The following is a 22,147-nucleotide window of genomic DNA, read 5'->3' as shown; positions in this document are numbered from 1 at the left end:
CTACTTCGCGAGCACGCCCTCGCGATTCTTCACGACGCGGTAATAGCTCCACCACAGATGCGCCGCCGCCCCGCGCAGGGGACGCCATGGCTCCGCCAGCGGCGCCATTTGCTTGGCGGTCGGGCGCGTCTGCAGGCCGAGCCCGATTTTGATCGCTTCCTGGATCGCGATATCGCCGGCCGGCCAGGCATCGCCATGGCCGAGGCAGAACAGCAGATAGACGTCGGCGGTCCACGGGCCGATGCCATGCAGCGCGGTCAACGTATGGTGCGCGGCGTCGGCGTCCTCTTCCGCCAGCACGTCGAGGTTCAATCGCTCCGCGGCCAGTTCGCGCGCGATGTTCTTCAGCGTCTTGATCTTGGCCGCCGACAGGCCGAGCCGTCCGAGGCGCTCGGCGCGCGCCTTGCGGATGGGCTCGGGATCGAACGGATCGAACGCGGCGGTGAGGCGTCCCCAGATCGCCCCGGCGCTGGCGGTGGAGAGTTGCTGACCGCACACGATATGCGCCAGCCCGGCAAAGCCCGGCTCGCGCTGGCGCAGCGCCGGCATGCCCGTGAGTTCGAGAATCGGTTTGAGCCGCTTGTCCTGTACGACGAGGGCCGCAATCGCGTCTTCGAGGTCGGCCTGGGAGTTGAGGTGAATGGTCATTGCCCGTTAAAACCATCATGTCCCGCGAAAGAGATCAATGCCGTCACCTGTGTTCCGATTTGCGCCAAGCCCCAATGGCTACCTCCATCTCGGCCACGCTTTTTCGGCGTTGTTGAATTTCGAGCTGGCGCGCGCGAGCGGTGGAAGATTTCTGCTCCGCATCGAGGATATCGACGCGACGCGGTGCCGGCCGGAATTCGAGGCCGCGATCTATCAAGACCTCGAATGGCTCGGCATTGGCTGGGAGGCGCCGGTGCGGCGGCAATCCGAACATCTTTCCGACTTTCGCGAAGCGATGGAAGAACTGTCAGGCCGCGGCCTGATCTATCCCGCCTTCGAGAGCCGCGCGGAAATCGCCCGTCTGGTGGCCGAACGGGAGTCCGCCGCGAAAACCGGAGCGTCCTGGCCGCGTGATCCCGATGGCGCGCCGCTCTATCCGGGCGCCGCGAAGTCGTTTTCCGCGCCGGCGCGGCGGCGATTGATCGAACAGGACCTGCCTTACGCGTTGCGGCTCGATATGGCGGCGGCCATGGCACAAGCGCCAGATCTCGCCTGGATCGAGCACGGCGAGGGCGCTGGCGGCGAAACCGGCCTCGTGGCCGCCCGGCCGGAAGCCTGGGGCGACGTCATCCTGGCGCGCAAGGAGACGCCGACCAGCTATCATCTGTCGGTTGTGATCGACGACGCCCTGCAGGGCGTCACCGACGTGGTGCGCGGTCTGGACCTGTTCTGGTCGACCAGCGTGCATCGGCTGCTGCAATCGCTGCTCGGTATTCCGCAACCGGCCTACCGGCATCACCGGCTGGTCCTCGACGACACCGGACAGAAACTGTCGAAGTCGACCAAGGCCACCGCCTTGCGCGAATTGCGTGGGCAGGGCGCCACGCCGGCCGACATCCGCCGTCTGGTCGGACTTCCGTAATTACTGAGGGTTGCCCCAAAAGGCCATCGTGACTCCGGCTGCCGTGGCATGCCATGCTTGGTTCCAGGATGGGTCAGGGGATCATGGCGGCATCACCGCGTTCACGGCGTACAACACGGCTGACCAGGAGGCAGCCGAAGAAGAAGCGCGTATCGCGCGTTGGCGTGAAGAAACGCGGCCCGCGGAAAGCGGCGGCCGGGCCCGGCGTGGTCGAAGTGGCATTGGCGGCCTTTGCACACGAGGTGCGCACGCCGCTGACCGGCATTCTGGCGATCAGCAATCTGTTGGCCACCTCCGACCTCGACGAGCGCGAACGGCGCTGGGTCGATACCATCAAGGCCGGCGCGGAACATCTGGCGAGCCTTGCGACCTTGTTCGTCGATGCCGCGCGCAGCAGCGGTCCCGGGCTCACCGTGCGCCACGATTTCTTCGATCTGCGCACGCTGGCGCGCAACGCCGGCGATTCGCTGACCGGGCGGGCGGCGGCCAAGGGTCTGCAGTCGTCGGTCGAGATTTCCGAAAAGCTGCCGGCATTCGCCGTCGGCGATCCCGTACGGCTGCGGGCGGCGCTGGAGAACCTGATCGACAATGCGGTGAAATTCACCGAACAGGGCAGCGTCACGCTTGTTGTGTCGCCGCTGCGCGCGCCCAGGGGCAAGATCGGCGTCGCCTTTGCGGTCTCCGACAGCGGCATCGGCCTCACGCTCGGCGAGATCAAGCGCCTGTTCCGCCCGTTCTCGCAGGCCAATGTCTCGATCGCCTCAAAGTTCGGCGGCACCGGGCTTGGGCTGTCGTCGGTCAAGCAACTCGCGCGCGCCATGGGCGGCGACATCGTGGTGACGCAACGGCGCGGCGGCGGCACCACCTTCACGCTCAGCGTCGTGATGTCGCCGGCCAAGGGCCCGATTACGATCATGACGGGGGCCGACGGCGAGCCGTCGACCGGGGCGCTGCGGTCCTTGCACCTGCTCAGCGTCGAGGACAATCCGTTCGGCCGCGTCGTGCTTAACGCCATCCTGACCGAACTCGGCCACCAGACCGAGTTCATCGGCCAGGGCGAGGCCGCGCCGGAGCGGATCGCGCAGGGCAGTTTCGACGCGGTGCTGATGGACATGGTGCTGCCGGGCATCGACGGCATCGAGGCGATCCGGCGCATTCGGGCGCTCGATCCGCCGCTCGGCCGCATCGCCATCATCTGCGTGTCGGGGCGCGGCGAGGACGAGGCGGCCTCGCGCGCCGCGGGGGCCGACGCCTTCCTGGTCAAGCCCGTCAGTCCACGTGCGCTAGCGACTGCGCTGCTTGAAGCGACACGCCGCGCGGCAGCCGCGACTTGATGATCGCCGCGTTGAGTTCGCCGCCATAGACGAAGATCGCGGCGAGGAAATACAAAAACACCAGCGCGATGATGACAGATGCGAGGCCCGCATACATCGTCACGTAATTATTGGCGAAGCGCGCCAGATACTGGCCGAACACGATGCCCGATACCAGCGACGCCACCATGGTGAAGATGATGCCGGGCAGGATCTGCAGAAACCCCCTGCGTCCCGCCGGCAGCCAGGCGTGCAGGATGAACAGCGCCACGATCAGCGCGCCAATCGTGATGCTGTAGCGGGTGACGTTGAGGAAGTGCTCGTTGGTCTCGACGAAAAATGGAATGTGGCGCCGTGCCGCCTCCAGCATCAGGGGAAACAGCACGATCAGGAACGCCATCGCCAGCGCCGTGAAGGCGGCGACCAGCGTGTAGCCGATCGACTCCAGCCGCAGCCAGTACCAGCTGCGCGGCTCGATCACGGAATAGGCGCGGTTGAGCGCCACCCGCAGCGCCTCGACGCCGTTCGAGGCGAAATACACCGCCAGCACCGCGCCGATGGTCAAGAGGTCGCCGCGGGTCGTGGTCAGCACGTCATGGATTTCGCCTGAAAGCGAATCGGCGACCTGTTGCGGCCAGACCTGCAGCAGCAGCCCGACCGCCTGGTCGGCGAGTTCCTTGGACCCGACAAAAGCGGCCAGCGACGTCAGCACGATCAGGAACGGAAACAGCGCCATCAACGTCGACAGCGCGATATGGCTGGCGATCGCCCAGCCATCGTCGATGAGGAACTCGTAAAAGGCATCCACCACGACGTGATAGACGTATTTGACCTGCCTCACATGCCACCCTGGCCTGGCGGTTGACGGTTCGATTCGAGATACTAGAGCGTTTTCAAGCGAAGTGGGTACCGGTTCGCATAGCAATCAAGTTTACGCAGATTGCGTAGACTTATCTGCGATAGAAAACGCGTCAAAACAAGAATCTGATATTATTGGGCTAAAAGCCAGATCGATCAGGCATCTGTGCAGGCTCGGTGAACGTATAGCGGCCGGCCCGGCGCGGTGTTATGTAGCGCCGATGGCATCCTTTTTTGGTTCGATTGTTCTGCCGATCGCGGTCGCTGCCGTTGCGATCGTGCTGTTATTGGGCCTCATCAACATGATGCGGGGCGGCTCGCCCAGTCGCTCGCAGAATCTGATGCGGCTGCGGGTGTTGCTGCAATTCATCGCCATCGTCATCACGATGGCCGTGGTCTGGGCGATGGGCAAATAGGGCAAGTAAGAGGGGATCCGCCAATGGTCGTGCTTAATCGAATCTACACGCGGACCGGCGATGACGGCACTACCGCGCTCGGCAGCGGTGAACGCCGCCCGAAATATGATCTGCGCGTCAGCGCCTATGGAACCGTGGACGAGACCAACGCCGCGATCGGCGTGGTGCGGCTGCATCTGGCGCAGGCGCGCGAACTCGATGCGATGCTGGGCCCGATCCAGAACGACCTGTTCGATCTCGGCGCCGATCTCGCGGTGCCCCAGCGCGACGGCAAGGCGGAGCGGCTGCGCATGCTGTCCAGCCAGGTCGAGCGGCTCGAGCGCGATATCGATACGCTCAACGCCCATCTGGCGCCCCTGACCTCCTTTGTGCTGCCCGGCGGCACCCCCGCTGCGGCATACCTGCATCTCGCTCGCACCATATGTCGCAGAGCGGAACGGATCATGGTGGAACTGGCGGCCCGGCCGGAAGAGCCGGTCAGCGAACCTGCCATACAATATATGAACCGCCTGTCGGATTTCCTGTTCGTCGCCAGCCGCGCCATGAACGATAATGGCGCCGGGGACGTGTTGTGGGTGCCCGGCCAGAACCGCTAAAGTGGTCGTCTGAAGGGGGCGATTTTTGGCTTTCGCGCGTTGACCGCCGATAGCGGGACCTTTAGGTTCCGCGCCCAAGCTAATAGAAAGCTCACCAAACCCCAGAATTCAAGCGAAAGAGGATCGATGAAGGTTCTTGTGCCGGTAAAACGGGTGGTCGATTACAACGTCAAGGTCCGCGTCAAGAGCGACGGAACGGGCGTGGAACTCGCCAACGTGAAGATGTCGATGAATCCGTTCGACGAAATCGCCGTCGAGGAAGCGCTGCGGCTCAAGGAAGCCGGCAAGGCGACCGAAGTGGTGGTGGTATCGATCGGGCCCGCACAGGCTTCGGAGACCATCCGCACGGGTCTGGCGATGGGCGCCGACCGCGGCATCCTGGTCAAGGCCGAAGGCAATGTCGAACCGCTGGCGGTCGCCAAGATTCTCAAAGCCATCGTCGACGAAGAGAAGCCCGGCCTCGTCATCCTCGGCAAGCAGGCGATCGACGACGACTCGAACCAGACCGGCCAGATGCTGGCCGCACTTCTCGGCTGGTCGCAGGCGACCTTTGCCTCCAAGCTCGAAGTCGACGGCTCTGATTTCAAAGTGACGCGCGAAGTCGACGGCGGCCTGCAGACCCTGAAGCTGAAGGGGCCGGCCATCGTCACCACCGATCTGCGGCTCAATGAGCCGCGCTACGCCTCGCTACCCAACATCATGAAGGCGAAGAAGAAGCCGATCGCCGACAAGAGCGCGGCCGACTACAGCGTCGATCTCACGCCGCATCTCGAAGTGCTGAAAACCACCGAACCGCCCGGCCGCAAGGGAGGCGTCAAGGTCAAGGACGTCGCCGAACTGATTTCGAAGCTCAAGACCGAAGCCGGGGTTCTCTGATGACCACGCTGTTGATTGCTGAACACGACCACGAGGCCCTCAAGGACTCCACCAACAAGGCGCTGACCGCGGCCACCCAGCTGGGTGCCGAGGTTCACGTGCTGGTCGCCGGTGGCGGCCAGGGCACCAAGGCGGCGGCCGAGGCGGCGGCGAAGCTCGCCGGCGTCACCAAGGTGCTCGTTGCCGAGGGCGACGCCTACGCCCATGACCTTGCCGAGCCGCTGGCGGCGCTGATCGTGGCGTTGGCGCCGTCCTATGACGCCTTCGTCGCGCCCGCGACTTCGCGCTTCAAGAACGTGATGCCGCGCGTCGCAGCTTTGCTCGACGTGATGCAGGTGTCCGAAATCATCAAGGTGGTCTCATCAGACACGTTCGAGCGGCCGATCTATGCCGGCAACGCGATCCAGACCGTGAAGTCCAAGGACGCCAAGAAGGTCATCACGGTACGGACCTCGACCTTCGCCGCGGCCGGTGACGGCGGCAGCGCTGCGATCGAGAACGCTGCCTCCGCGGCCGATCCGGGCCTCTCCACCTTCGTCGGTGAGGAAGTCGCCAAAAGCGACCGCCCCGAACTGACGTCCGCAAAAATCATCGTCTCCGGCGGCCGTGCCATGCAGAGCCGCGAGAATTTTGCCAAATATATCGAACCGCTCGCCGACAAGCTCGGGGCCGGCGTCGGCGCCTCGCGCGCCGCCGTCGATGCCGGCTATGCGCCGAACGACTGGCAGGTCGGCCAGACCGGCAAGGTGGTGGCGCCGGAGCTCTATGTCGCGATCGGCATTTCCGGCGCGATCCAGCATCTCGCCGGCATGAAGGATTCCAAGGTGATCGTTGCGATCAACAAGGATGAGGACGCGCCGATTTTCCAGGTCGCCGATTACGGCCTGGTCGCGGATTTGTACCAGGCGGTTCCGGAGTTGACCGAGGCGCTCGGCAAGCTCGGAAAATAAAGGCAGTCAAACAGCGGCCGGACGCGTAAGCTCCGGCCGGTGTTAAACTAGGGCAGCGTTTTCAAGCGAAGTGGCTACCGGGTTCGCTTGAAGAAAACGCGTCGAGAACAGGTTTAAGCCTCGGTTCGGACCGGGGCCTAACGGGATGAACTGGCGCGATATGCGTGCCGTTCGGGTGGATGACAAGATGGCGGTGACAATCAAGAAGGTCGGCGTGATCGGCTCGGGCCAGATGGGCCATGGCATCGCCCATGTGGCGGCGCTGGCCGGCCTGGACGTGGTGCTCAACGACGTGTCCGCCGACCGGCTGAAATCGGCGATGGCGACCATCAACGGCAACCTGTCGCGCCAGGTCGTGAAAAAGATGATCACCGAGGACGCCCGCAAGCAGGCGTTGGACCGTATCACCTCGACCGAAACCATCGATGGGTTGGCGGACTGCGACCTCGTGATCGAAACCGCGGTCGAAAAGGAAGAGATCAAGCGCAAGATCTTCCACGAGGTCTGCGCGGTGCTGAAGCCGGAAGCTATCGTCGCCACCAACTCCTCGTCGATCTCGATCACGCGGCTCGCGGCCTCGACCGACCGCCCCGAAAAATTCATCGGCATTCATTTCATGAATCCGGTGCCGGCGATGGAACTGGTCGAGCTGATCCGCGGCATCGCCACCGATGACGAGACCTTCGACACCGCCAAGGCCTTTGTCACCAAGGTCGGCAAGCAGGTCGCGGTGTCCGAGGATTTCCCGGCCTTCATCGTCAACCGCATCCTGCTGCCGATGATCAACGAGGCGATCTACACGCTGTATGAAGGCGTCGGCAATGTCGAGGCGATCGATGCGGCGATGAAGCTTGGCGCCCACCATCCGATGGGCCCGCTCGAGCTGGCCGATTTCATCGGCCTCGATACCTGCCTGTCGATCATGCAGGTGCTGCATGAGGGGCTGGCGGATTCGAAGTACCGGCCGTGTCCGCTCTTGGTGAAATATGTCGAAGCCGGCTGGCTCGGCCGCAAGACCCAGCGCGGATTCTACGACTACCGCGGCGACAAGCCGGTGCCGACGCGCTGAGCCTCAATTTCTCGTTAACCAGCCTCCGCTAGGGTCTCCCGGCGTTTCGGGAGTCGTGCGTATGGACATGATGGCTATGGTCTCGAGCATGCTCGCCATGCAGGCGGGCGGTCTGCAGCAGCAGATTCAGACCTCGATCATCAAACAGAACAACGACGCCGAGAAATTCGCGGTCCAGACCCTGCTCGGCACCCCCTCGACGGCCAACCTGGCGCCGGGCGTTGGCGGCAATCTGAACGCGATCGCCTAAAACCCTTGCTTAGACGCGTTTTCTACGCAGATAAGTCTACGCAATCTGCGTAAACTTGATTGCTATGCGAACCGGTATCCACTTCGCTCGAAAACGCTTTAGGACCCCGCCGCCGCCGGCTTCACCGCCGCCTTGATCAGCGCAATCGCGTCGTCGCTGGCCCATTCGGCGGGACCGGCCAGATTGGCGATTTCGCAGCCCTGGCCGTCCACCAGCACCGAGGTCGGCATCCCCAGCGCCTTGCCTATGCCCTTAAGATCTTGAAAAACCTTGGCTTTCGTGTCGCTGAAATAGGCCAATTTGGTCAGATTGGCCTCCTTCAGGAAGTTTTTGGGCTTTTCGGGATCGCGGGTGTCGATGTTGATCGCGACCACCTCGAAATCCTTGCCGCCGAGCTTGGTCTGCAGGCTGTCGAGCGCCGGCATCTCTTTCCGGCAGGGCACGCACCAGGTGGCCCACAGATTGACCAGCACGGTCTTGCCACGCCAGTCCGAGAGTTTTCGGGGCTTGCCCTCGGCATCCCAAAACGCGAGGTCGGGCAGCCTGAGCGGGCTGGTGGCCATGGTCAGCGCGGCGACCTCGCCATGCGCCAAAGGCCCGATCTTGCGCGCCAGTTCGACCGCCCCCGCACAGGCGGCATCGCCGCCCGAGCCGCGCTTGAAGCCGCCGAACCCGTAGACCCCGGCAAAGCCGATCGCAGCCCCAATCAGGACCGCGCCGATGGCGATGGGGATCCGGCGCGTGGCGGCCGGGCGAGGGGTAGGCGTTTCGGGCATATCGTTTGTCATCCTGTATCAGATACGGCTATGCAGTGCTCATGTTACGGCCGAAACCGGCACGGCGTTTCGCCGGTTTCGACGATAAAGGCCAGACCTGAATAGCCAGCACCTGAATAAGAAGTCGTGAGCGAGAAGTCATGAGCAACAAGATGTGGGGCGGCCGGTTCACCGAGCGTCCCGATGCGATCATGGAGGAAATCAACGTCTCCATCGACGTCGATCGTCACATGTATTCCCAGGACATCGCCGCGTCCAAGGCCCACGCCGCGATGCTCGCCGCGCAGGGCATTATCACGGCCGGTGATGCGAAAAATATCGGCAAAGGTCTAGACACGATTCTGTCAGAAATCGAAAAAGGCTCGTTCGATTTCAAGCGCGCGCTCGAAGACATCCATATGAACGTCGAGAGCCGGTTGACCGATCTGATCGGGCCCGCCGCCGGCCGGCTGCACACCGCGCGATCGCGCAACGACCAGGTCGCGACCGACTTTCGTCTGTATGTGCGCGACACGATCGATGAGCTAGACGCGGCGCTGGCCGCGTTCCAATATGTCCTGGTAGAGCGGGCGCTGGAACATGCCGGCACCGTGATGCCGGGCTTCACCCATCTGCAGACCGCCCAGCCCGTGACCCTCGGGCATCATCTCTTGGCCTATGTCGAGATGGCCGCACGCGACCGCGGCCGCTTTGCCGATGCGCGCAAGCGGCTGAACGAATCGCCGCTCGGTGCGGCCGCACTCGCCGGCACCTCGTTTCCGATCGACCGCCATGCCACCGCCAAGGCCCTGGGTTTCGACCGGCCGATGGCCAATTCGCTCGACGCGGTATCGGACCGCGACTTCGTGCTGGAAACCCTGTCGGCGGCGTCGATCGCGGCGGTGCATATGTCGCGCTTCGCCGAGGAGATCGTGATCTGGACCTCGCCGCTGGTCGGCCTCATCAGGCTGAGCGACAAGTTCACCACCGGATCCTCGATCATGCCGCAAAAGCGCAACCCCGATGCGGCCGAACTGGTGCGCGCCAAGACCGGGCGGGTAATCGGCGCGCTGACGGCGCTCTTGATCGTGATGAAGGGGCTGCCGCTCGCCTATCAAAAGGACATGCAGGAGGACAAGCAGGGCGCGATGGAAGCGTTCGCCGCGTTGTCGCTCGCGATCCGGGCGATGACCGGCATGGTTGCCGACCTCGTGCCCGACGAGAACAGGATGAAGGCGGCCGCGGGCGAGGGCTATGCCACCGCCACCGATCTCGCCGACTGGCTGGTGCGGACGCTGAAAATGCCGTTCCGCGACGCCCATCACGTCACCGGGCGCATCGTCGGCCTGGCGTCGAAACAGGGCGTGGCACTGCACGAACTGCCGCTGAAGGCGATGCAGGAGGTCGAGTCGAAGATTACGGCAGAGGCGCTGCGGGTATTGTCGGTGGAAGCGTCCGTCAAAAGCCGCACCAGCTATGGCGGCACCGCGCCGAAGAATGTGACGGCCCAGGCCAAGTCCTGGCTGAAGCGGCTGGAAAAAGAGCGAAAATTGGGCTGAGGCCAAAAATTTCGCTGCAATTCCATGGTTATCTCGGGGTTGTCAGGTCTCGCCAGAGCAAGCCAATCTTTGTATGGTGCGGCCCGCGTATTGGGGATTTTCGTCGTGAATCGTAACTACCGGCCGACATCGTCAGGATGGGCCATCATCCTGCTGAGCGTGACTGCGCTTGCGCTTGGCGGCTGCGGCCGCAAGGGCGGCCTCGATCTGCCGCCGAACGCCTCGAATGCGTCGTCGCAATCCGCGGCCACCGATTCGGAGGCCGAGCGCGCGGCCCAGCCGGGCGTTTACAATCCGGGCTTCGGGTCTGACGCCCAGCCGGAGGCGGCTAGAGGCAAGAAGAAACCGTTCATACTCGACCCGCTGCTGGGTAACTGAGCGCACCATGAACCACTTCGACTATCGCAACGGCGTGCTCCACGCCGAGGCGGTCAATCTTTCCGATCTCGCGGATGCCGTGGGAACGCCGTTCTATTGCTATTCGACCGCGACGCTGGAGCGCCACTACCGGGTATTCACCGAGGCCTTCGCCGGCGAGAAGACGCTGGTCTGCTACGCCATGAAGGCCAATTCCAACCAGTCGGTGCTGCGCACCTTGGCGAAACTCGGCGCCGGCGCCGACGTGGTTTCCGGCGGCGAGTTGAAGCGGGCGCTGGCGGCGGGAATACCCGCAAACAAGATCCTGTTTTCCGGCGTCGGCAAGACCGAGGCCGAACTTCGCGCGGCACTGGCGGCGGATATCCTCTGCATCAACGTCGAATCCGAGCCTGAACTGGAATTGTTGTCCCGGCTCGCGGTCGAAATGGGCCGGACCGCGCGGATTTCGGTGCGCGTCAATCCCGACGTCGATGCCGGCACCCACGCCAAGATCGCTACCGGGAAATCCGAGAACAAATTCGGCGTGCCGATTGCGCGCGCCCGCGAGGTCTACGCCCGTGCCGCAAGGCTGCCCGGGATCGAGGTCACCGGCACCGACATGCATATCGGCAGCCAGATCACGGATCTGAGCCGCATGGAGACCGCGTTCCGGATTCTCTCCGACTTCGTGCGGACCTTGCGTGCCGACGGCCACAACATCTCGCATATCGATTTCGGCGGCGGGCTCGGCATTCCCTATCACATGGACCGCGAAGCGCCGCCGCTGCCGTCAGCCTATGCCGCGATGGTCAAGCGGGTGACGCATAATCTCGGCTGCACGCTGATGTTCGAGCCGGGCCGGATGATCGTCGGCAATGCCGGCATCCTCGTTGCGCGCGTGATCTATGTGAAGCCAGGCGACGCCAAGAATTTCGTCGTCATCGATGCCGCGATGAACGATCTGATCCGCCCCACGCTGTATGAAGCCCATCACGACATCCTGCCGGTCCGCGAAGCTGCGGCAGGCACCCCGACGATTACCGCCGACGTGGTCGGGCCGGTCTGCGAAACCGGCGATTATTTGGCGCTCGACCGCCAGCTTCCCGAGCCCAAGGCCGGCGATCTCCTGGCGATCATGACCGCCGGCGCCTATGGCGCGGTGCAGTCCGGTTTCTACAACACCCGCGCGCTGGTGCCGGAAGTGCTGGTCAAGGACAATCAATACGCCGTGGTGCGTCCGCGCATCGAGGTCGACGAACTGATCGCGATGGACCGGCAGGCGCCTTGGCTGTGACCCAAGGCATATTTGTCAGCGCGCGCTGACATTGTGCCGATTTCAAAGGAGTTTCCGATGCGCATTCTGGCTTTGGCTGTCTTGACGATGGCGGTGGTTTCGGCGACGTCGCCGGCGCGCGCCCAGACCTATAATCCGAGGTATCCAGTCTGCATCAAGCAGATCCAGAATTTCGGTGGCGAACGTATCGAATGCGCCTATACCTCGCTGGAGCAGTGCAACGCGACCGCACTGGGCCTTCCCGCCCAGTGTATCGAGAATCCGTATTACGCAGGGCGGCCGGAAGGCAGCGGCCGGCGTTATCGCCAAGGCTATTAGAGTCTATTGAGAGGGGCCGGCCCGACGACTGGGTCGGCCGGCAAGCGGTCCACCGGGGAGTTGCACCGCGCTACTTCGCCGCGTGGCTGCCGCCCTTTGCCCCGCCCACCACGACACCCGCGGCCTTTTCGATCGGCTTGATCGCCTCGGTGAAATCCGACTCCGCGCCCTGATCGCGGATCACGACTTCCCACAGACGCCCGACCGCTTCAGCGACTTCCATCGACAGCCCCAGCGATTTCATCTCGTCCAGCGCGAGCCGCACGTCTTTCACCATCAGTCCGGTGGCGAAGCCGAAGTCGAACGTCCGCGGCAGCACCGCGCGCGGAAACTTGTCGCGGCTGGCGGTATTCATTCCCGAACCGGCATTGATCACGTCGACCATCACGGCCGGATCAAGTCCCGATTTGACGCCCATCACGACCGCTTCCGACGTCGCCACCATCGCGGTGGCTGACAGGAAATTATTGGCGAGCTTCATGGTCTGCGCGGAGCCCGGTTTTTCGCCAATGAAGAACACCTTGCCGATGACACCGAGCGCGGGCTTCAACATGTCGCAATCGGCGCGCGGGCCCGACACCATCACGGCGAGCGTGCCTTTTTCCGCGCCGCCGACACCGCCGCTGACGGGAGAGTCTATCTGCACGATGTTCTTCGCGGCCAGGAGGCGGTGAATCCGCGTTGCCATTTGCGAGCCGACGGTGGAGAGGTCGACGAAGCGCTTGACGCGCTTGCCGTCGATCACGCCGCCGGTGCCGGTTGCGACGTCGAGCGAGGCCTGCAGCGACGGCAGGCTCGCCAGCACCGTCTCGCAGCGATCGGCGATATCCTTTGGCGATGACGCCACTTGCGCGCCGAGCGCCACAAGCTTGTCGGTGGCTTCCTTGCGCGTATCGAACACGGTGAGCTGGTGGCCTGCCTCGATCAGGCGGCGCGCCATCGGGAAGCCCATCTTGCCGAGGCCGATGAATCCGATTTCCATGGTGGTATTCCCCTATCTCGTCATTGCGAGCCACCGGGTCGCGCGAATGCGCGCCCGATGACAGGCTCCGCAGAAGCAATCCATTCTTTCTTGGTGCGGCGAGGTGGATTGCTTCGCTTCGCTCGCAATGACAGAAAATTCTTGTTGGATTGTTGGTCGGTTCTAAGCCTTGTCCATTTCCGCGAACACTTCGCGCGCGATGCGAAAGCTGTCGACGCCGGCGGGCGCGCCGGCATAGATCGCGACCTGCATGAAGATTTCGCGGATCTCGTCTTTGGTCACGCCGTTGGTCAGCGCGCCCTTGATGTGGGTGCGCAATTCATGCGGCCGGTTCAGGATCGAGATCATGGCGAGGTTGAGCATGCTGCGGGTCTTGCGCGGCAGTTCCTCGCGGCCCCACACCGCGCCCCAGCAATATTCAGTCAGGAGTTCCTGGAACGGACGGTTGAAATCGTCGACGTTCTTCAGGGCGTTGTTGACATAGGCCTCGCCGAGCACGGCTTTGCGCACTTCCAGGCCCTTGTCGTAGGTCTTCTTGTCCATGACGTTTCCTTCGGTATTTTTGCGGGGTCGGGCGGACGTTAGGGGGTCGAAGCCCCGCAGTCACGCCTTCGTGTTATGCGTATTTCCGGGTGTGGGTTGGCCTTGGAAACGGGTGCCTCATTGCCGCCGCTGTGCTAGGCTGATTTGTCGGCAACCCGGAGAGTTTATTGAACGGCGCCAACCCTGACCCCACGGAGCCAGCGCGCGAGCCTGATGCGGTCGCGCGGCTTCAACTGACGCAGGCCCTGCAGCGGGCCCAATATGCGATCGCGTGGGAGCGCGGGTGGCCGATTCTGGCCCGGCTGTTGACCGTCGTCGGACTGTTTCTGGTGGCGTCCTGGGCCGGATTGTGGCTGGCGCTGCCGTTTGTCGCCCGTGTCGTCGGCATCGCCTTGTTCGCAGGCCTGGCGCTCGGCGCGTTGTACCCGATTTTGCGCTATCGCTGGCCGACCCGTGAGGAGAGCCTGAGCCGGCTCGACCGCGGTACCGGCATCCGCCATCGCCCGGCGACCGCGCTCACCGACACGCTGGCAAGCAAGGATCCGATCGCGCTGGCCCTCTGGAAGGAGCAGCGCGAGCGGACGCTGGCCTCGATCAAGCGGATCCGCGCCGGTCTGCCGTCGCCGCGGCTGCCGATCCACGATCCCTGGGCGCTGCGTGCGCTGGTCATGGTGATGGCGGTGGCGGCCTATTTTGCCGCCGGTGACGAACGCACGATGCGCATCGCCGCGGCGTTCGACTGGAACGGCGTGCTGGCGCCGGCCAATATCCGGGTCGATGCCTGGGTGACGCCACCGGTCTACACCAGCAAGCCGCCTATCATTCTTTCCGCCGCGAGCAAGGACGCTGGACCCAATAGCGGGCCGCTGGCGGTTCCGGCCGGCAGCACGCTGCTGGTGCGCTCCAGCGGCGGCTCGATCGATGTCGTGGTGGGTGGCGGCGTCAGCGAGGTCGCGCCCAGCGAACAGGCGCCGAAGGGCACCAACGAGCGCCATTTCAAGATCGCCGGCGACGGCACCGCCCATGTCCGCGCACCGGCCGGCCAGCCGCAATGGCGGTTCGCCGCGACGCCCGACCGTGCCCCGACCATTTCGCTGGCGAAGGATCCCGAGCGCCAGGCCCGCGGCTCGCTGCAGATGTCCTACAAGCTCGAGGATGATTACGGCGTTACCGAAGCGCGCGCCTCGTTCGCGGCCCGGCCGGCCGATCCCGGCAAGGAAGCAGTCAAGGAAATCGGCAAGGAACCGGCAAAGGGCGCCAAAGGCGGAGACAAGGCCGCCGAAAAGACTGCCGAAAAAACTGCCGAGGCGCGCCCGCTGTTCCCGGCGCCGCAGTTTCCGCTGGCCCTGCCGAACGCACGCACCCGCAATGGTGTCGGCCAGACCGTCAAGGATCTTAGCGAGGATCCCTATGCCGGCGCCGACGTCACGCTGACGCTGACGGCCAAGGACGAGGCCGGCAATGAAGGCCGCAGCGAGCCGTTCAACATGCGGCTGCCGGAGCGGCTGTTCACCAAGCCGCTGGCGCGCGCGCTGATCGAGCAGCGCCGCATCCTGGCGCTGGACGCCAACCAGAATGGCCAGGTCTATGCCGCGCTTGCCGCGCTGATGATCGCGCCGGAATTGTTTACGCCGGAAGCCGGCCATTATCTCGGCCTCTACAGCGTCTCGCGCCAGCTCGAGGCGGCGCGCACCGACGACGCCATGCGCGAGGTGGTGGCGAGCCTGTGGTCGCTCGCGGTCACGATCGAGGACGGCAACATCACCGATGTCGATAAGGCGTTGCGCGCGGCACAGGAGGCGCTGAAGCAGGCGCTGGAGCGCGGGGCCAGCGACGAGGAGATCAAGAAGCTCACCGACAATCTGCGCGCCGCGCTGGATAATTTCCTGCGCCAGCTCGCCGAACAGCTCAAGAACAATCCGCAGCAACTGGCGCGGCCGCTCGATCCCAATACCAAGATGCTGAGCCAGCAGGATCTCAAGAGCATGCTCGACCGGATGGAGCGGCTGTCACGCTCCGGCGACAAGGATGCGGCAAAGCAATTGCTGGAGCAGCTGCAGCAGATGCTGGAAAACCTGCAGATGGCGCAGCCCGGCCAGGGCGGCGACAACGACATGGAGCAGGCGCTGAACGAGCTCGGCGACATGATCCGCAAGCAGCAGCAATTGCGCGACAAGACCTACAAGCAGGGCCAGGATTCGCGGCGCGATCGCATGCGCGGCAAGCAGGGCGAGCAGAGCATGGGCGACCTGCAGCAGGACCAGCAGGGCCTGCGCGACCGCTTGAAGAAATTGCAGGAAGAACTCGCCAAGCGCGGTATGGGTCCGAGCCAGCGCGGCGAGAAAGGCCAGCGCGGCGAAAAGGGTCAGCAGGGTCAGCAAGGCCAGCCCGGCGGCGACCAGGGCGACGGCGAGGACGGGCTGGAGCAGGCCGATGGCGCGATGGGTGACGCCTCCGGTCGGCTCGGCGAAGGCAACGCCGACGGCGCGGTGGATTCGCAAGGCCGCGCGCTGGATGCGCTGCGCAAGGGCGCGCAGAGCCTGGCTGAAGCGATGCAGCAGGGCGACGGCGACCCGGCGGGCGACGGCCCGGGCAATCCGAACGGCCGGCAGCAGGGCGCGCAACGGAATACCGATCCGCTCGGGCGGCCGATGCGCAACAACGAGTTCAACGACGATTATTCGGTGAAGATCCCCGGCGAGATCGACGTCCAACGCGTGCGCCGCATTCTGGAAGAACTGCGCCGGCGCCTCGCCGATCCGGCCCGCCCGCAGATCGAACTCGATTACATCGAGCGGCTGCTGAAGGATTATTGAGTTTCGACATCCTCACAACTGTCGTCGCCCGGCTTGACCGGGCGACCCAGTATTCCAGAGACGTCAGTATTCAAATCGAGAGGCCGCGGCGTACTGGGTACCCCGCTTTCGCGGGGTATGACGAGTTGGGGTGGTGGCGCCTTCGAGGCTCTATAGAAGTTAGCCGCCCTTCCTTGCCGCCAGCGCATCGGCGACCGCGGTGCGGATATCGGCCACCGAAAACGGCTTTGTCACCACGTCATGCACGATCGCATTGAGGCCGGAGGCGCGTTCGCGCTGATCGGCAAAGCCGGTCATCAGCAGGATTTTCAGGTTGGGGAAATCGCGCGCCGCCGCCAGCGCCAGCGCGATCCCGTCCATCACGGGCATCTGAATGTCGGTGAGCAGCAGGTCGAACGCACCCTTTTCGCGCGTCAGGATATCAAGCGCCTCGGCGCCGTCCTCGGCGGTGACGGTGTCATGGCCGTCCATGGCGATGGCGCGCGCCACCAGGGAGCGCATCGAGTCTTCGTCGTCGGCAATCAATACACGCGGCATGGCAACAGCTCATTTGCGAGCGGGACGTTCCGGCCAATTTTACGCGCGGCCGGCGGCCAGATCCCGCTTGTTGAAGAAGCGTACATCAATATTGCGGCCTTCGGGCGGCGGCGACGCCAGCCGCGACTTGAAATAGGCCCGTTCGCCCGGCTTCAGCACCGGCTGCTCCAGTACTGCGTTCCAGGCATAGATCTCCGCGCCCTGTTCGTCGCGAACGCTAAAGCGCAGCCGCGGCAATTCGACCGGCTTCCTGGTCTCGCCGACGATCATGCCTTCGATGACAAGCACCGGCTTGCCGTCGACGGTCTCGTTGGTGATCTTGATGTCCTTGAACGACAGCCCGCGCAAATTCACCTCAAGCCCGACCATCTTGTAGAACGTCGCGGTCTGCGGCAGCAGCCGCACCACGTCGGTGCGCCAGAACATCAGCGCCACGACCAGTGCGCCCATCGCGGCGCAGGCGACGGGAGCGCTGATGGACGGCAGGCGAATGGACGGCAATCTGGGCAGCCGGAACAGCTTGGCCAGCCGCGAGCGGTGGGTGGAAACCGCCTCCTGATGCGCCTCGGCATCCTGCTGGGCGACCGACGGCCAGTCGGCTTCATTTCCCCGGGAACCTTCGCCCTCGGCGGGCCAATCGGCCGAAATCGACGGGCTGTCGACCACGGGGGCCTCCTGGGCCTCTTCCTGGCGGGCCATGGCCTCCCACTCGGCGGCCGCGTCCGCCTCGGCATTTCCGGTTCCCTGGCTGGCTTCCGCCATCGCCGGCACGGCAGGTGCGATCTCGACCGCGTCCTCGGGGCGCGCCAGCCAGGTTTCCTTGCAGCGGGAACAACGGACGGTACGGCCGGCACCCAGGGTGGCCAGCTTGATCGCGTAGGATGTTGTACAATGGGGGCAGACGATGTGCATGGAGCCCGTTTCCACAGTGTCTTTGGGCCGATGCTACCTAGCGACCGTTAACGAATCGGAAACCATAACGGTCGCACAACCGTTTTGTCCGGTTCGCGCCCAAAACCTGGGGCTGCGAGCCCAAGGGTACTGGTTTCCGGTCAAGGCCCAGGCAAACGTCGAGGCCGAGGCAGAAGCCGAGGCCCATCTCGAGCGGAGCTGAGCTTGGTTCGGTTCGAAAATGTTGGATTGCGCTACGGGCTCGGCCCGGAGATTTTGCGCGACCTGTCGTTCCTGATCCCGGCCCATTCCTTCCAGTTCCTCACCGGCCCGTCGGGCGCCGGCAAGACCTCGCTGCTGCGGCTGTTATTCCTGTCGATGCGGCCGACGCGCGGTCTGGTCAATCTGTTCGGCCACGACGTCTCGCTGCTCGGCAAGGACCAGATTGCGGATTTGCGCAAACGCATCGGCATCGTGCTGCAGGATTTCCGCCTGCTCGATCACATGACGACTTATGAGAACGTGGCGCTGCCGTTCCGCGTCATGGGGCGGGATGAATCCAGCTACCGGCGCGAAGTGATCGATCTGTTGAAATGGGTCGGGCTCGGCGAGCGCATGGATGCGCTGCCGCCGATCCTGTCCGGCGGTGAAAAACAGCGCGCGGCGATCGCGCGCGCGGTGATCTCGCGGCCGCAATTATTGCTCGCGGACGAGCCGACCGGCAGCGTCGACCCGACGCTGGGCCGGCGGTTGTTGCGGCTGTTCATCGAGCTCAACAAGTCGGGCACCGCCGTGATCATCGCGACCCACGACATCACGCTGATGGATCAATACGAGGCACGGCGTCTGGTGCTGCATCAGGGACGGCTGCATATCTATGAATAGATCCGGTGACGAGCATGGTCCGCTGGTCGATCTCGGGCACGAACGCCCGCAGGTCCCGGCGCGGGCGCGCAACATGTCGCCGATCGTGCCGCGCGCCTCGATCTCCGGCCGCGCGCTGGTCGCGGTGGTCGCGATCATGACGTTCCTCGCCTCGATCACCACCGGCACCGTGCTGCTGGTAAGCGCGTCGGCGGCGGAGTGGCAATCGGAGGTCGCCAGCGAAATCACCATCCAGGTGCGCCCCTCGGCAGGCCGCGATCTTGACCGCGATGCGATCGCGGCCGTCGAGGCGATGCGGGCGCAGGCCGGCATCGTCGAGGTCCGGCCCTTCACCAAGGACGAGTCGGCCAGATTGCTGGAGCCGTGGCTCGGCACCGGGCTGTCGATCGAGCAACTGCCGGTGCCGCGCGTCATCGTAGCAAGGGTGCAGCCCGGCACCACGCCCGACCTCGCCGCCTTGCGCGCGCGGGTGTTGCAGGCAGCGCCCTCCGCCAGCGTCGACGATCACCGCGCCTGGATCGAGCGCATGCGCTCGATGACCGGGGCGACGGTATTCGCCGGCATCGGCATCCTGGCTCTGGTGATCGTGGCGACCATCATTTCGGTGTCGTTTGCGACGCGTGGCGCGATGGCGGCGAACCGCCCGATCGTCGAGGTGCTGCATTTCGTCGGCGCCGGCGACAGCTACATCGCCAACCGCTTCCTGCGGCATTTCCTCAGGCTCGGCCTCGAGGGCGGGTTGATCGGCGGCGGCGCTGCAATGCTGGGTTTTGGTTTCTCGGAATCGATCGCGAGCTGGTTCTCGGGCACGCCGGTCGGCGATCAATTTGCCGCGCTGCTGGGCACGTTTTCGCTGCGTCCGTCCGGCTATCTGGCGCTGGCGGCGCAAGCGGTGCTGATCGCGGCGATCACGGCCTGGGCCTCGCGGCGGACGCTGTTCGCGACGCTGGACGACATTGATTGAAGCGTTTTCGAGCGAAGCAATGGCCGGGGACTTGATCCGGGGGAGGGCACCGGACCAGACTCCACTTCGCCCAAAAAACTTCTAGAATTGCGAGCGGAGAGGACAGCAAGAACTGCATGCGTGTGCAACCCGACGATACGTCGCCGAATGCGCCGGCCGTGCGGCCGCGAGGGTGGCTGCGTGCGACCATCGTCGCCACACTGGCGCTCGGCTTCGTCGGCGCGGCGGTGGGCTTCATCGGCTTCCTGTCGCAATTGCGCGGCGTCGAAATCAAGCCGGCCCGCAATGCCGACGGCATCGTGGTGCTGACCGGCGGCTCGTCGCGGGTGTCGGATGCGATGGAATTGCTGGCCGGCGGCTATGGCAAGCGGCTCTTGATTTCGGGCGTGCACCCGACCAACGCCGCCAGCGACATTTCCCGCACGCTGCCCGACAATCATTCGCTGCTGCGCTGCTGCGTCGATCTCGACCGCTCGGCCGTGAATACGCGAAGCAACGCGGCGGAGACGCGGCGCTGGGTCAAGGACCGCGGTTTCAAATCGCTGATCGTGGTGACTTCGAACTACCATATGCCGCGGGCGATCGTCGAATTGTCGCATGCGATGCCGGACATCGCGCTGATCCCGTTTGCGGTGGTCGGCGAAAAATGGCGCGACGAGCCATGGTGGACCTCAGGTGCGACCTTCCGCCTGCTGCTGTCGGAATATGCCAAATATGTCGCGGCGGAGGTGCGGGTGCGGCTCGCCGATATCGGCATCGAAGTTTTGCCCGACGATCAGCCGGCCGGTTCGACGGCGCCGCGCCGGCCAGCGACCGCGCAAGCCAATTGATGGTCGTTGCCTGCGCTCTATCTAGGCCGCGCAGATCAGTTTCAACTCGGCTTCGAACCGGATGCTTCGCTTGCCCGCCAGCGCGGTACCCTCGAGGGTGCCGCCCTCCGCATCGCATGTCCCGGAAAACCCGATTCCGATTTCATGCCCGCCAAAGACAGGGTCTTCACCCCGCGCCGGCGTGTGTTCCTGATTGACCATCTGGCCCTTCCAGCGGCCGTTCGATGATGAATACGACCCGAGATAATAGAAGAAGGCATCGCCGCCGACGATGCGGCCGTTGTTCAGCAGCATGACGCCGGTCAAGCCGCCGGGCAAGCCGTCCAGGATTTTGAGGTGAATCGAGTAGAGCCCGTTGGAAATGCCGCCTTCGCCGATCGCGCCGGGTGCTGCGAGTTCGCTCTCGTCGAGCGGCGTCATCACGGATCGAAACGTCGCGTCGGGCATTTGCGGCGAGCCGCCCTCAAAGCAAAACGCGTTTCCAACCGCCCGTCCGGTGACCGCGATGGTCGAAATATCGGAGCCGAGCAGCGATTGATGATCGGCGCCGAAATTGTGCCGGCGGCTGGTCACCTCGACGGCGATCGCGTCGCCGTCGAAACGGTAGGTCCCGATGTGTGCGAACCCCGAATTGCCACCCAATAGCTTGCCGTCCCGGACGTAGCTGACGCTGCGTCCGACGGCTTCGTTGACCCTGAATTCGCTTTTGAAGAAGCCATCGAAACGGCGTGATGTCGTGCCCATACGGGACACCTAGCCCAGAACGCCATTTGCGTCACCCCGTTTTCCACCTCATCGAAGCAGGGTGGCGAAAATGCCGCAAACGCCTATTCCGCAGGCGTTTTCCGGTGCAAGACCGGGTGCGAATCGTGCAGCATCAGTGCCAGCTGGTGCAATTGGGTATCGCGAAAACCTTCGGCCTCGATCGCCTTCACCGTCGCCAGCACATAGTCGCGGTTGACGCCGGACTGGCCGTGACCCTGCAGCACGTGACGCAACTGGTCCGCCAGCGACAGCCTTCCGGCGTACTGCACATGGCCGCGATCGACCACATAGGCCAGCGCGCTGACGCGCTGCCGCGCCTCGTTTTCCAGCCACACCGAGCGCTTCACCTCGCGGTAGACCGAGGTGACCTGCTCGCGCTCGCGTAAGTAGGCGATGGTGGCGGCGCGGTTCTGCTCCGCGACCCGGAATGCGATGCCGCGGCAGGCGCCGCCGCGATCGAGCCCGAGCACCAGGCCGGGCTTTTCGGGGGTGCCGCGATGGACAAAGGAATAGACGCAGAGCGCGCGATGCTCGCCGATCAGCCGGGCCGGCACCCGTTCGACGAATTCGAAGCCCGGCCGCCACATCAGCGAGCCATAGCCGAACACCCAGAGGTCGCCGCTCGAGAATTCCGAATCTTGCAGGGTCATTGCGGACATCGGCACAAGCGTTTTCGAGCGAAGCATGCCCTCGGACCTGATCCGGGGGTGGGGGACCGGTTCGCGTAAAGAAAACGCGTCCAAACGAGGAACG

The 22,147-nt window shown here is 64.4% G+C and carries 25 protein-coding genes; 16 read left to right on the top strand and 9 right to left on the bottom strand.

Features of this window, described 5'->3' with window-relative positions; all coding sequences use genetic code 11:
• Positions 1-648, bottom strand: coding sequence for a DNA-3-methyladenine glycosylase (locus JQ567_RS19775; RefSeq protein ID WP_212440369.1), 648 nt, complete (start codon positions 646-648; stop codon positions 1-3).
• Between the two features lie 37 nt (positions 649-685).
• Between JQ567_RS19775 and gluQRS the strand changes: the two genes are divergently transcribed.
• Positions 686-1,570 carry a tRNA glutamyl-Q(34) synthetase GluQRS gene (gluQRS, locus tag JQ567_RS19770; protein WP_212440368.1) on the top strand — a complete coding sequence of 295 codons (885 nt, stop codon included), beginning with the start codon at positions 686-688 and terminating at the stop codon, positions 1,568-1,570.
• An 83-nt stretch (positions 1,571-1,653) separates the two neighbouring features.
• A complete protein-coding gene (locus JQ567_RS19765; protein ID WP_212440367.1) occupies positions 1,654-2,904 on the top strand; it encodes an ATP-binding protein in 1,251 nt (416 codons plus the stop codon).
• Here JQ567_RS19765 and JQ567_RS19760 read toward each other — a convergent pair.
• Positions 2,840-3,724 carry a YihY/virulence factor BrkB family protein gene (locus JQ567_RS19760; RefSeq protein ID WP_212440366.1) on the bottom strand — a complete coding sequence of 295 codons (885 nt, stop codon included), beginning with the start codon at positions 3,722-3,724 and terminating at the stop codon, positions 2,840-2,842. The two genes, JQ567_RS19765 and JQ567_RS19760, sit on opposite strands and share 65 nt — an antisense overlap.
• Before the next feature lie 238 nt (positions 3,725-3,962).
• Here JQ567_RS19760 and JQ567_RS19755 point away from each other — a divergent pair, with 238 nt between their 5' ends.
• The 6 genes from JQ567_RS19755 to JQ567_RS19730 all read left to right on the top strand — a co-directional run bounded on the left by JQ567_RS19755 (position 3,963) and on the right by JQ567_RS19730 (position 7,898).
• Complete coding sequence (locus JQ567_RS19755; RefSeq protein WP_192738322.1) at positions 3,963-4,157, top strand: twin transmembrane helix small protein; 195 nt, start codon at positions 3,963-3,965, stop codon at positions 4,155-4,157.
• A 23-nt stretch (positions 4,158-4,180) separates the two neighbouring features.
• Positions 4,181-4,753 (top strand): cob(I)yrinic acid a,c-diamide adenosyltransferase, encoded by a 573-nt coding sequence (locus JQ567_RS19750; RefSeq protein WP_212440365.1) that lies wholly within the window; start codon positions 4,181-4,183, stop codon positions 4,751-4,753.
• Between the two features lie 126 nt (positions 4,754-4,879).
• Positions 4,880-5,629 (top strand): electron transfer flavoprotein subunit beta/FixA family protein, encoded by a 750-nt coding sequence (locus tag JQ567_RS19745; RefSeq protein WP_192738320.1) that lies wholly within the window; start codon positions 4,880-4,882, stop codon positions 5,627-5,629.
• A complete protein-coding gene (locus JQ567_RS19740) occupies positions 5,629-6,579 on the top strand; it encodes an electron transfer flavoprotein subunit alpha/FixB family protein (RefSeq protein WP_192738319.1) in 951 nt (316 codons plus the stop codon). Before JQ567_RS19745 ends, JQ567_RS19740 begins: the two co-directional genes overlap by 1 nt.
• A 187-nt stretch (positions 6,580-6,766) precedes the next feature.
• Entirely contained in the window at positions 6,767-7,648 is an 882-nt protein-coding gene (locus JQ567_RS19735; protein ID WP_212440364.1) for a 3-hydroxybutyryl-CoA dehydrogenase, read from the top strand.
• A 61-nt stretch (positions 7,649-7,709) separates the two neighbouring features.
• Entirely contained in the window at positions 7,710-7,898 is a 189-nt protein-coding gene (locus JQ567_RS19730) for a hypothetical protein (protein WP_212033028.1), read from the top strand.
• A gap of 98 nt (positions 7,899-7,996) precedes the next feature.
• On the opposite strand, the gene tlpA is transcribed toward JQ567_RS19730, so the two are convergent.
• Entirely contained in the window at positions 7,997-8,674 is a 678-nt protein-coding gene (tlpA, locus tag JQ567_RS19725) for a thiol:disulfide interchange protein TlpA (RefSeq protein ID WP_212440363.1), read from the bottom strand.
• A gap of 140 nt (positions 8,675-8,814) precedes the next feature.
• Between tlpA and argH the strand changes: the two genes are divergently transcribed.
• From argH to JQ567_RS19705, 4 genes are all read left to right on the top strand, one after another.
• The gene (gene argH / locus JQ567_RS19720) at positions 8,815-10,212 is read left to right on the top strand and encodes an argininosuccinate lyase (protein WP_212440362.1); all 1,398 of its coding nucleotides are present in this window, start codon (positions 8,815-8,817) and stop codon (positions 10,210-10,212) included.
• A 105-nt stretch (positions 10,213-10,317) separates the two neighbouring features.
• On the top strand, positions 10,318-10,590 hold the full coding sequence (lptM, locus tag JQ567_RS19715) for an LPS translocon maturation chaperone LptM (protein ID WP_212440361.1): 273 nt from the start codon (positions 10,318-10,320) through the stop codon (positions 10,588-10,590).
• 7 nt (positions 10,591-10,597) lie between these two features.
• The gene (gene lysA / locus JQ567_RS19710) at positions 10,598-11,863 is read left to right on the top strand and encodes a diaminopimelate decarboxylase (protein WP_212440360.1); all 1,266 of its coding nucleotides are present in this window, start codon (positions 10,598-10,600) and stop codon (positions 11,861-11,863) included.
• Between the two features lie 57 nt (positions 11,864-11,920).
• The gene (locus tag JQ567_RS19705) at positions 11,921-12,181 is read left to right on the top strand and encodes a DUF3551 domain-containing protein (protein ID WP_212440359.1); all 261 of its coding nucleotides are present in this window, start codon (positions 11,921-11,923) and stop codon (positions 12,179-12,181) included.
• A gap of 70 nt (positions 12,182-12,251) precedes the next feature.
• Here the strand turns inward: JQ567_RS19705 and JQ567_RS19700 are convergent, their stop codons facing one another.
• Positions 12,252-13,163 carry an NAD(P)-dependent oxidoreductase gene (locus tag JQ567_RS19700; RefSeq protein ID WP_212440358.1) on the bottom strand — a complete coding sequence of 304 codons (912 nt, stop codon included), beginning with the start codon at positions 13,161-13,163 and terminating at the stop codon, positions 12,252-12,254.
• Positions 13,164-13,325: 162 nt separating this feature from the next.
• Complete coding sequence (locus tag JQ567_RS19695) at positions 13,326-13,706, bottom strand: carboxymuconolactone decarboxylase family protein (protein WP_212392321.1); 381 nt, start codon at positions 13,704-13,706, stop codon at positions 13,326-13,328.
• Positions 13,707-13,873: 167 nt separating this feature from the next.
• Between JQ567_RS19695 and JQ567_RS19690 the strand changes: the two genes are divergently transcribed.
• Positions 13,874-16,522 (top strand): TIGR02302 family protein, encoded by a 2,649-nt coding sequence (locus JQ567_RS19690; protein WP_212440357.1) that lies wholly within the window; start codon positions 13,874-13,876, stop codon positions 16,520-16,522.
• Positions 16,523-16,681: 159 nt separating this feature from the next.
• Here the strand turns inward: JQ567_RS19690 and JQ567_RS19685 are convergent, their stop codons facing one another.
• Together JQ567_RS19685 and JQ567_RS19680 are read right to left on the bottom strand one after the other, a co-directional pair.
• Positions 16,682-17,059, bottom strand: a complete 378-nt coding sequence (locus tag JQ567_RS19685; protein ID WP_212440356.1) for a response regulator — start codon at positions 17,057-17,059, stop codon at positions 16,682-16,684.
• A gap of 39 nt (positions 17,060-17,098) precedes the next feature.
• Entirely contained in the window at positions 17,099-17,971 is an 873-nt protein-coding gene (locus JQ567_RS19680) for an MJ0042-type zinc finger domain-containing protein (RefSeq protein WP_212440355.1), read from the bottom strand.
• Positions 17,972-18,175: 204 nt separating this feature from the next.
• Here JQ567_RS19680 and ftsE point away from each other — a divergent pair, with 204 nt between their 5' ends.
• The 3 genes from ftsE (at position 18,176) to JQ567_RS19665 (ending at position 20,629) form a co-directional block, all read left to right on the top strand.
• Complete coding sequence (gene ftsE, locus JQ567_RS19675; protein WP_192738303.1) at positions 18,176-18,835, top strand: cell division ATP-binding protein FtsE; 660 nt, start codon at positions 18,176-18,178, stop codon at positions 18,833-18,835.
• A complete protein-coding gene (locus JQ567_RS19670; protein ID WP_212440354.1) occupies positions 18,828-19,799 on the top strand; it encodes an ABC transporter permease in 972 nt (323 codons plus the stop codon). Before ftsE ends, JQ567_RS19670 begins: the two co-directional genes overlap by 8 nt.
• Positions 19,800-19,915: 116 nt before the next feature.
• On the top strand, positions 19,916-20,629 hold the full coding sequence (locus JQ567_RS19665; RefSeq protein ID WP_212440353.1) for a YdcF family protein: 714 nt from the start codon (positions 19,916-19,918) through the stop codon (positions 20,627-20,629).
• Positions 20,630-20,650: 21 nt separating this feature from the next.
• On the opposite strand, the gene JQ567_RS19660 is transcribed toward JQ567_RS19665, so the two are convergent.
• Both JQ567_RS19660 and JQ567_RS19655 read right to left on the bottom strand, forming a co-directional pair.
• Positions 20,651-21,373, bottom strand: coding sequence for a hypothetical protein (locus JQ567_RS19660; RefSeq protein ID WP_212440352.1), 723 nt, complete (start codon positions 21,371-21,373; stop codon positions 20,651-20,653).
• An 83-nt stretch (positions 21,374-21,456) separates the two neighbouring features.
• Positions 21,457-22,053: a gamma-glutamylcyclotransferase gene (locus JQ567_RS19655; RefSeq protein WP_212440351.1), complete on the bottom strand. Its 597-nt coding sequence runs from the start codon at positions 22,051-22,053 to the stop codon at positions 21,457-21,459.
• Positions 22,054-22,147: the final 94 nt, after the last annotated feature.

This window comes from Bradyrhizobium sp. AUGA SZCCT0431 (assembly GCF_018131065.1).
In the GTDB taxonomy this organism is placed as follows: domain Bacteria; phylum Pseudomonadota; class Alphaproteobacteria; order Rhizobiales; family Xanthobacteraceae; genus Bradyrhizobium.
The sequence above is the reverse complement of the archived record's forward strand: the minus strand, read 5'-3'. Positions and strand labels throughout refer to the sequence as shown.

Coding starts and splice junctions, on each gene's coding strand:
- JQ567_RS19775 (WP_212440369.1), bottom strand. CDS start 648: ATGACCATTCACCTCAACTCCCAGGCCGACCTCGAAGACGCGATTGCG.
- gluQRS (WP_212440368.1), top strand. CDS start 686: ATGCCGTCACCTGTGTTCCGATTTGCGCCAAGCCCCAATGGCTACCTC.
- JQ567_RS19765 (WP_212440367.1), top strand. CDS start 1,654: ATGGCGGCATCACCGCGTTCACGGCGTACAACACGGCTGACCAGGAGG.
- JQ567_RS19755 (WP_192738322.1), top strand. CDS start 3,963: ATGGCATCCTTTTTTGGTTCGATTGTTCTGCCGATCGCGGTCGCTGCC.
- JQ567_RS19750 (WP_212440365.1), top strand. CDS start 4,181: ATGGTCGTGCTTAATCGAATCTACACGCGGACCGGCGATGACGGCACT.
- JQ567_RS19745 (WP_192738320.1), top strand. CDS start 4,880: ATGAAGGTTCTTGTGCCGGTAAAACGGGTGGTCGATTACAACGTCAAG.
- JQ567_RS19740 (WP_192738319.1), top strand. CDS start 5,629: ATGACCACGCTGTTGATTGCTGAACACGACCACGAGGCCCTCAAGGAC.
- JQ567_RS19735 (WP_212440364.1), top strand. CDS start 6,767: ATGGCGGTGACAATCAAGAAGGTCGGCGTGATCGGCTCGGGCCAGATG.
- JQ567_RS19730 (WP_212033028.1), top strand. CDS start 7,710: ATGGACATGATGGCTATGGTCTCGAGCATGCTCGCCATGCAGGCGGGC.
- tlpA (WP_212440363.1), bottom strand. CDS start 8,674: ATGCCCGAAACGCCTACCCCTCGCCCGGCCGCCACGCGCCGGATCCCC.
- argH (WP_212440362.1), top strand. CDS start 8,815: ATGAGCAACAAGATGTGGGGCGGCCGGTTCACCGAGCGTCCCGATGCG.
- lysA (WP_212440360.1), top strand. CDS start 10,598: ATGAACCACTTCGACTATCGCAACGGCGTGCTCCACGCCGAGGCGGTC.
- JQ567_RS19705 (WP_212440359.1), top strand. CDS start 11,921: ATGCGCATTCTGGCTTTGGCTGTCTTGACGATGGCGGTGGTTTCGGCG.
- JQ567_RS19700 (WP_212440358.1), bottom strand. CDS start 13,163: ATGGAAATCGGATTCATCGGCCTCGGCAAGATGGGCTTCCCGATGGCG.
- JQ567_RS19695 (WP_212392321.1), bottom strand. CDS start 13,706: ATGGACAAGAAGACCTACGACAAGGGCCTGGAAGTGCGCAAAGCCGTG.
- JQ567_RS19685 (WP_212440356.1), bottom strand. CDS start 17,059: ATGCCGCGTGTATTGATTGCCGACGACGAAGACTCGATGCGCTCCCTG.
- JQ567_RS19680 (WP_212440355.1), bottom strand. CDS start 17,971: ATGCACATCGTCTGCCCCCATTGTACAACATCCTACGCGATCAAGCTG.
- JQ567_RS19670 (WP_212440354.1), top strand. CDS start 18,828: ATGAATAGATCCGGTGACGAGCATGGTCCGCTGGTCGATCTCGGGCAC.
- JQ567_RS19665 (WP_212440353.1), top strand. CDS start 19,916: ATGCGTGTGCAACCCGACGATACGTCGCCGAATGCGCCGGCCGTGCGG.
- JQ567_RS19660 (WP_212440352.1), bottom strand. CDS start 21,373: ATGGGCACGACATCACGCCGTTTCGATGGCTTCTTCAAAAGCGAATTC.
- JQ567_RS19655 (WP_212440351.1), bottom strand. CDS start 22,053: ATGTCCGCAATGACCCTGCAAGATTCGGAATTCTCGAGCGGCGACCTC.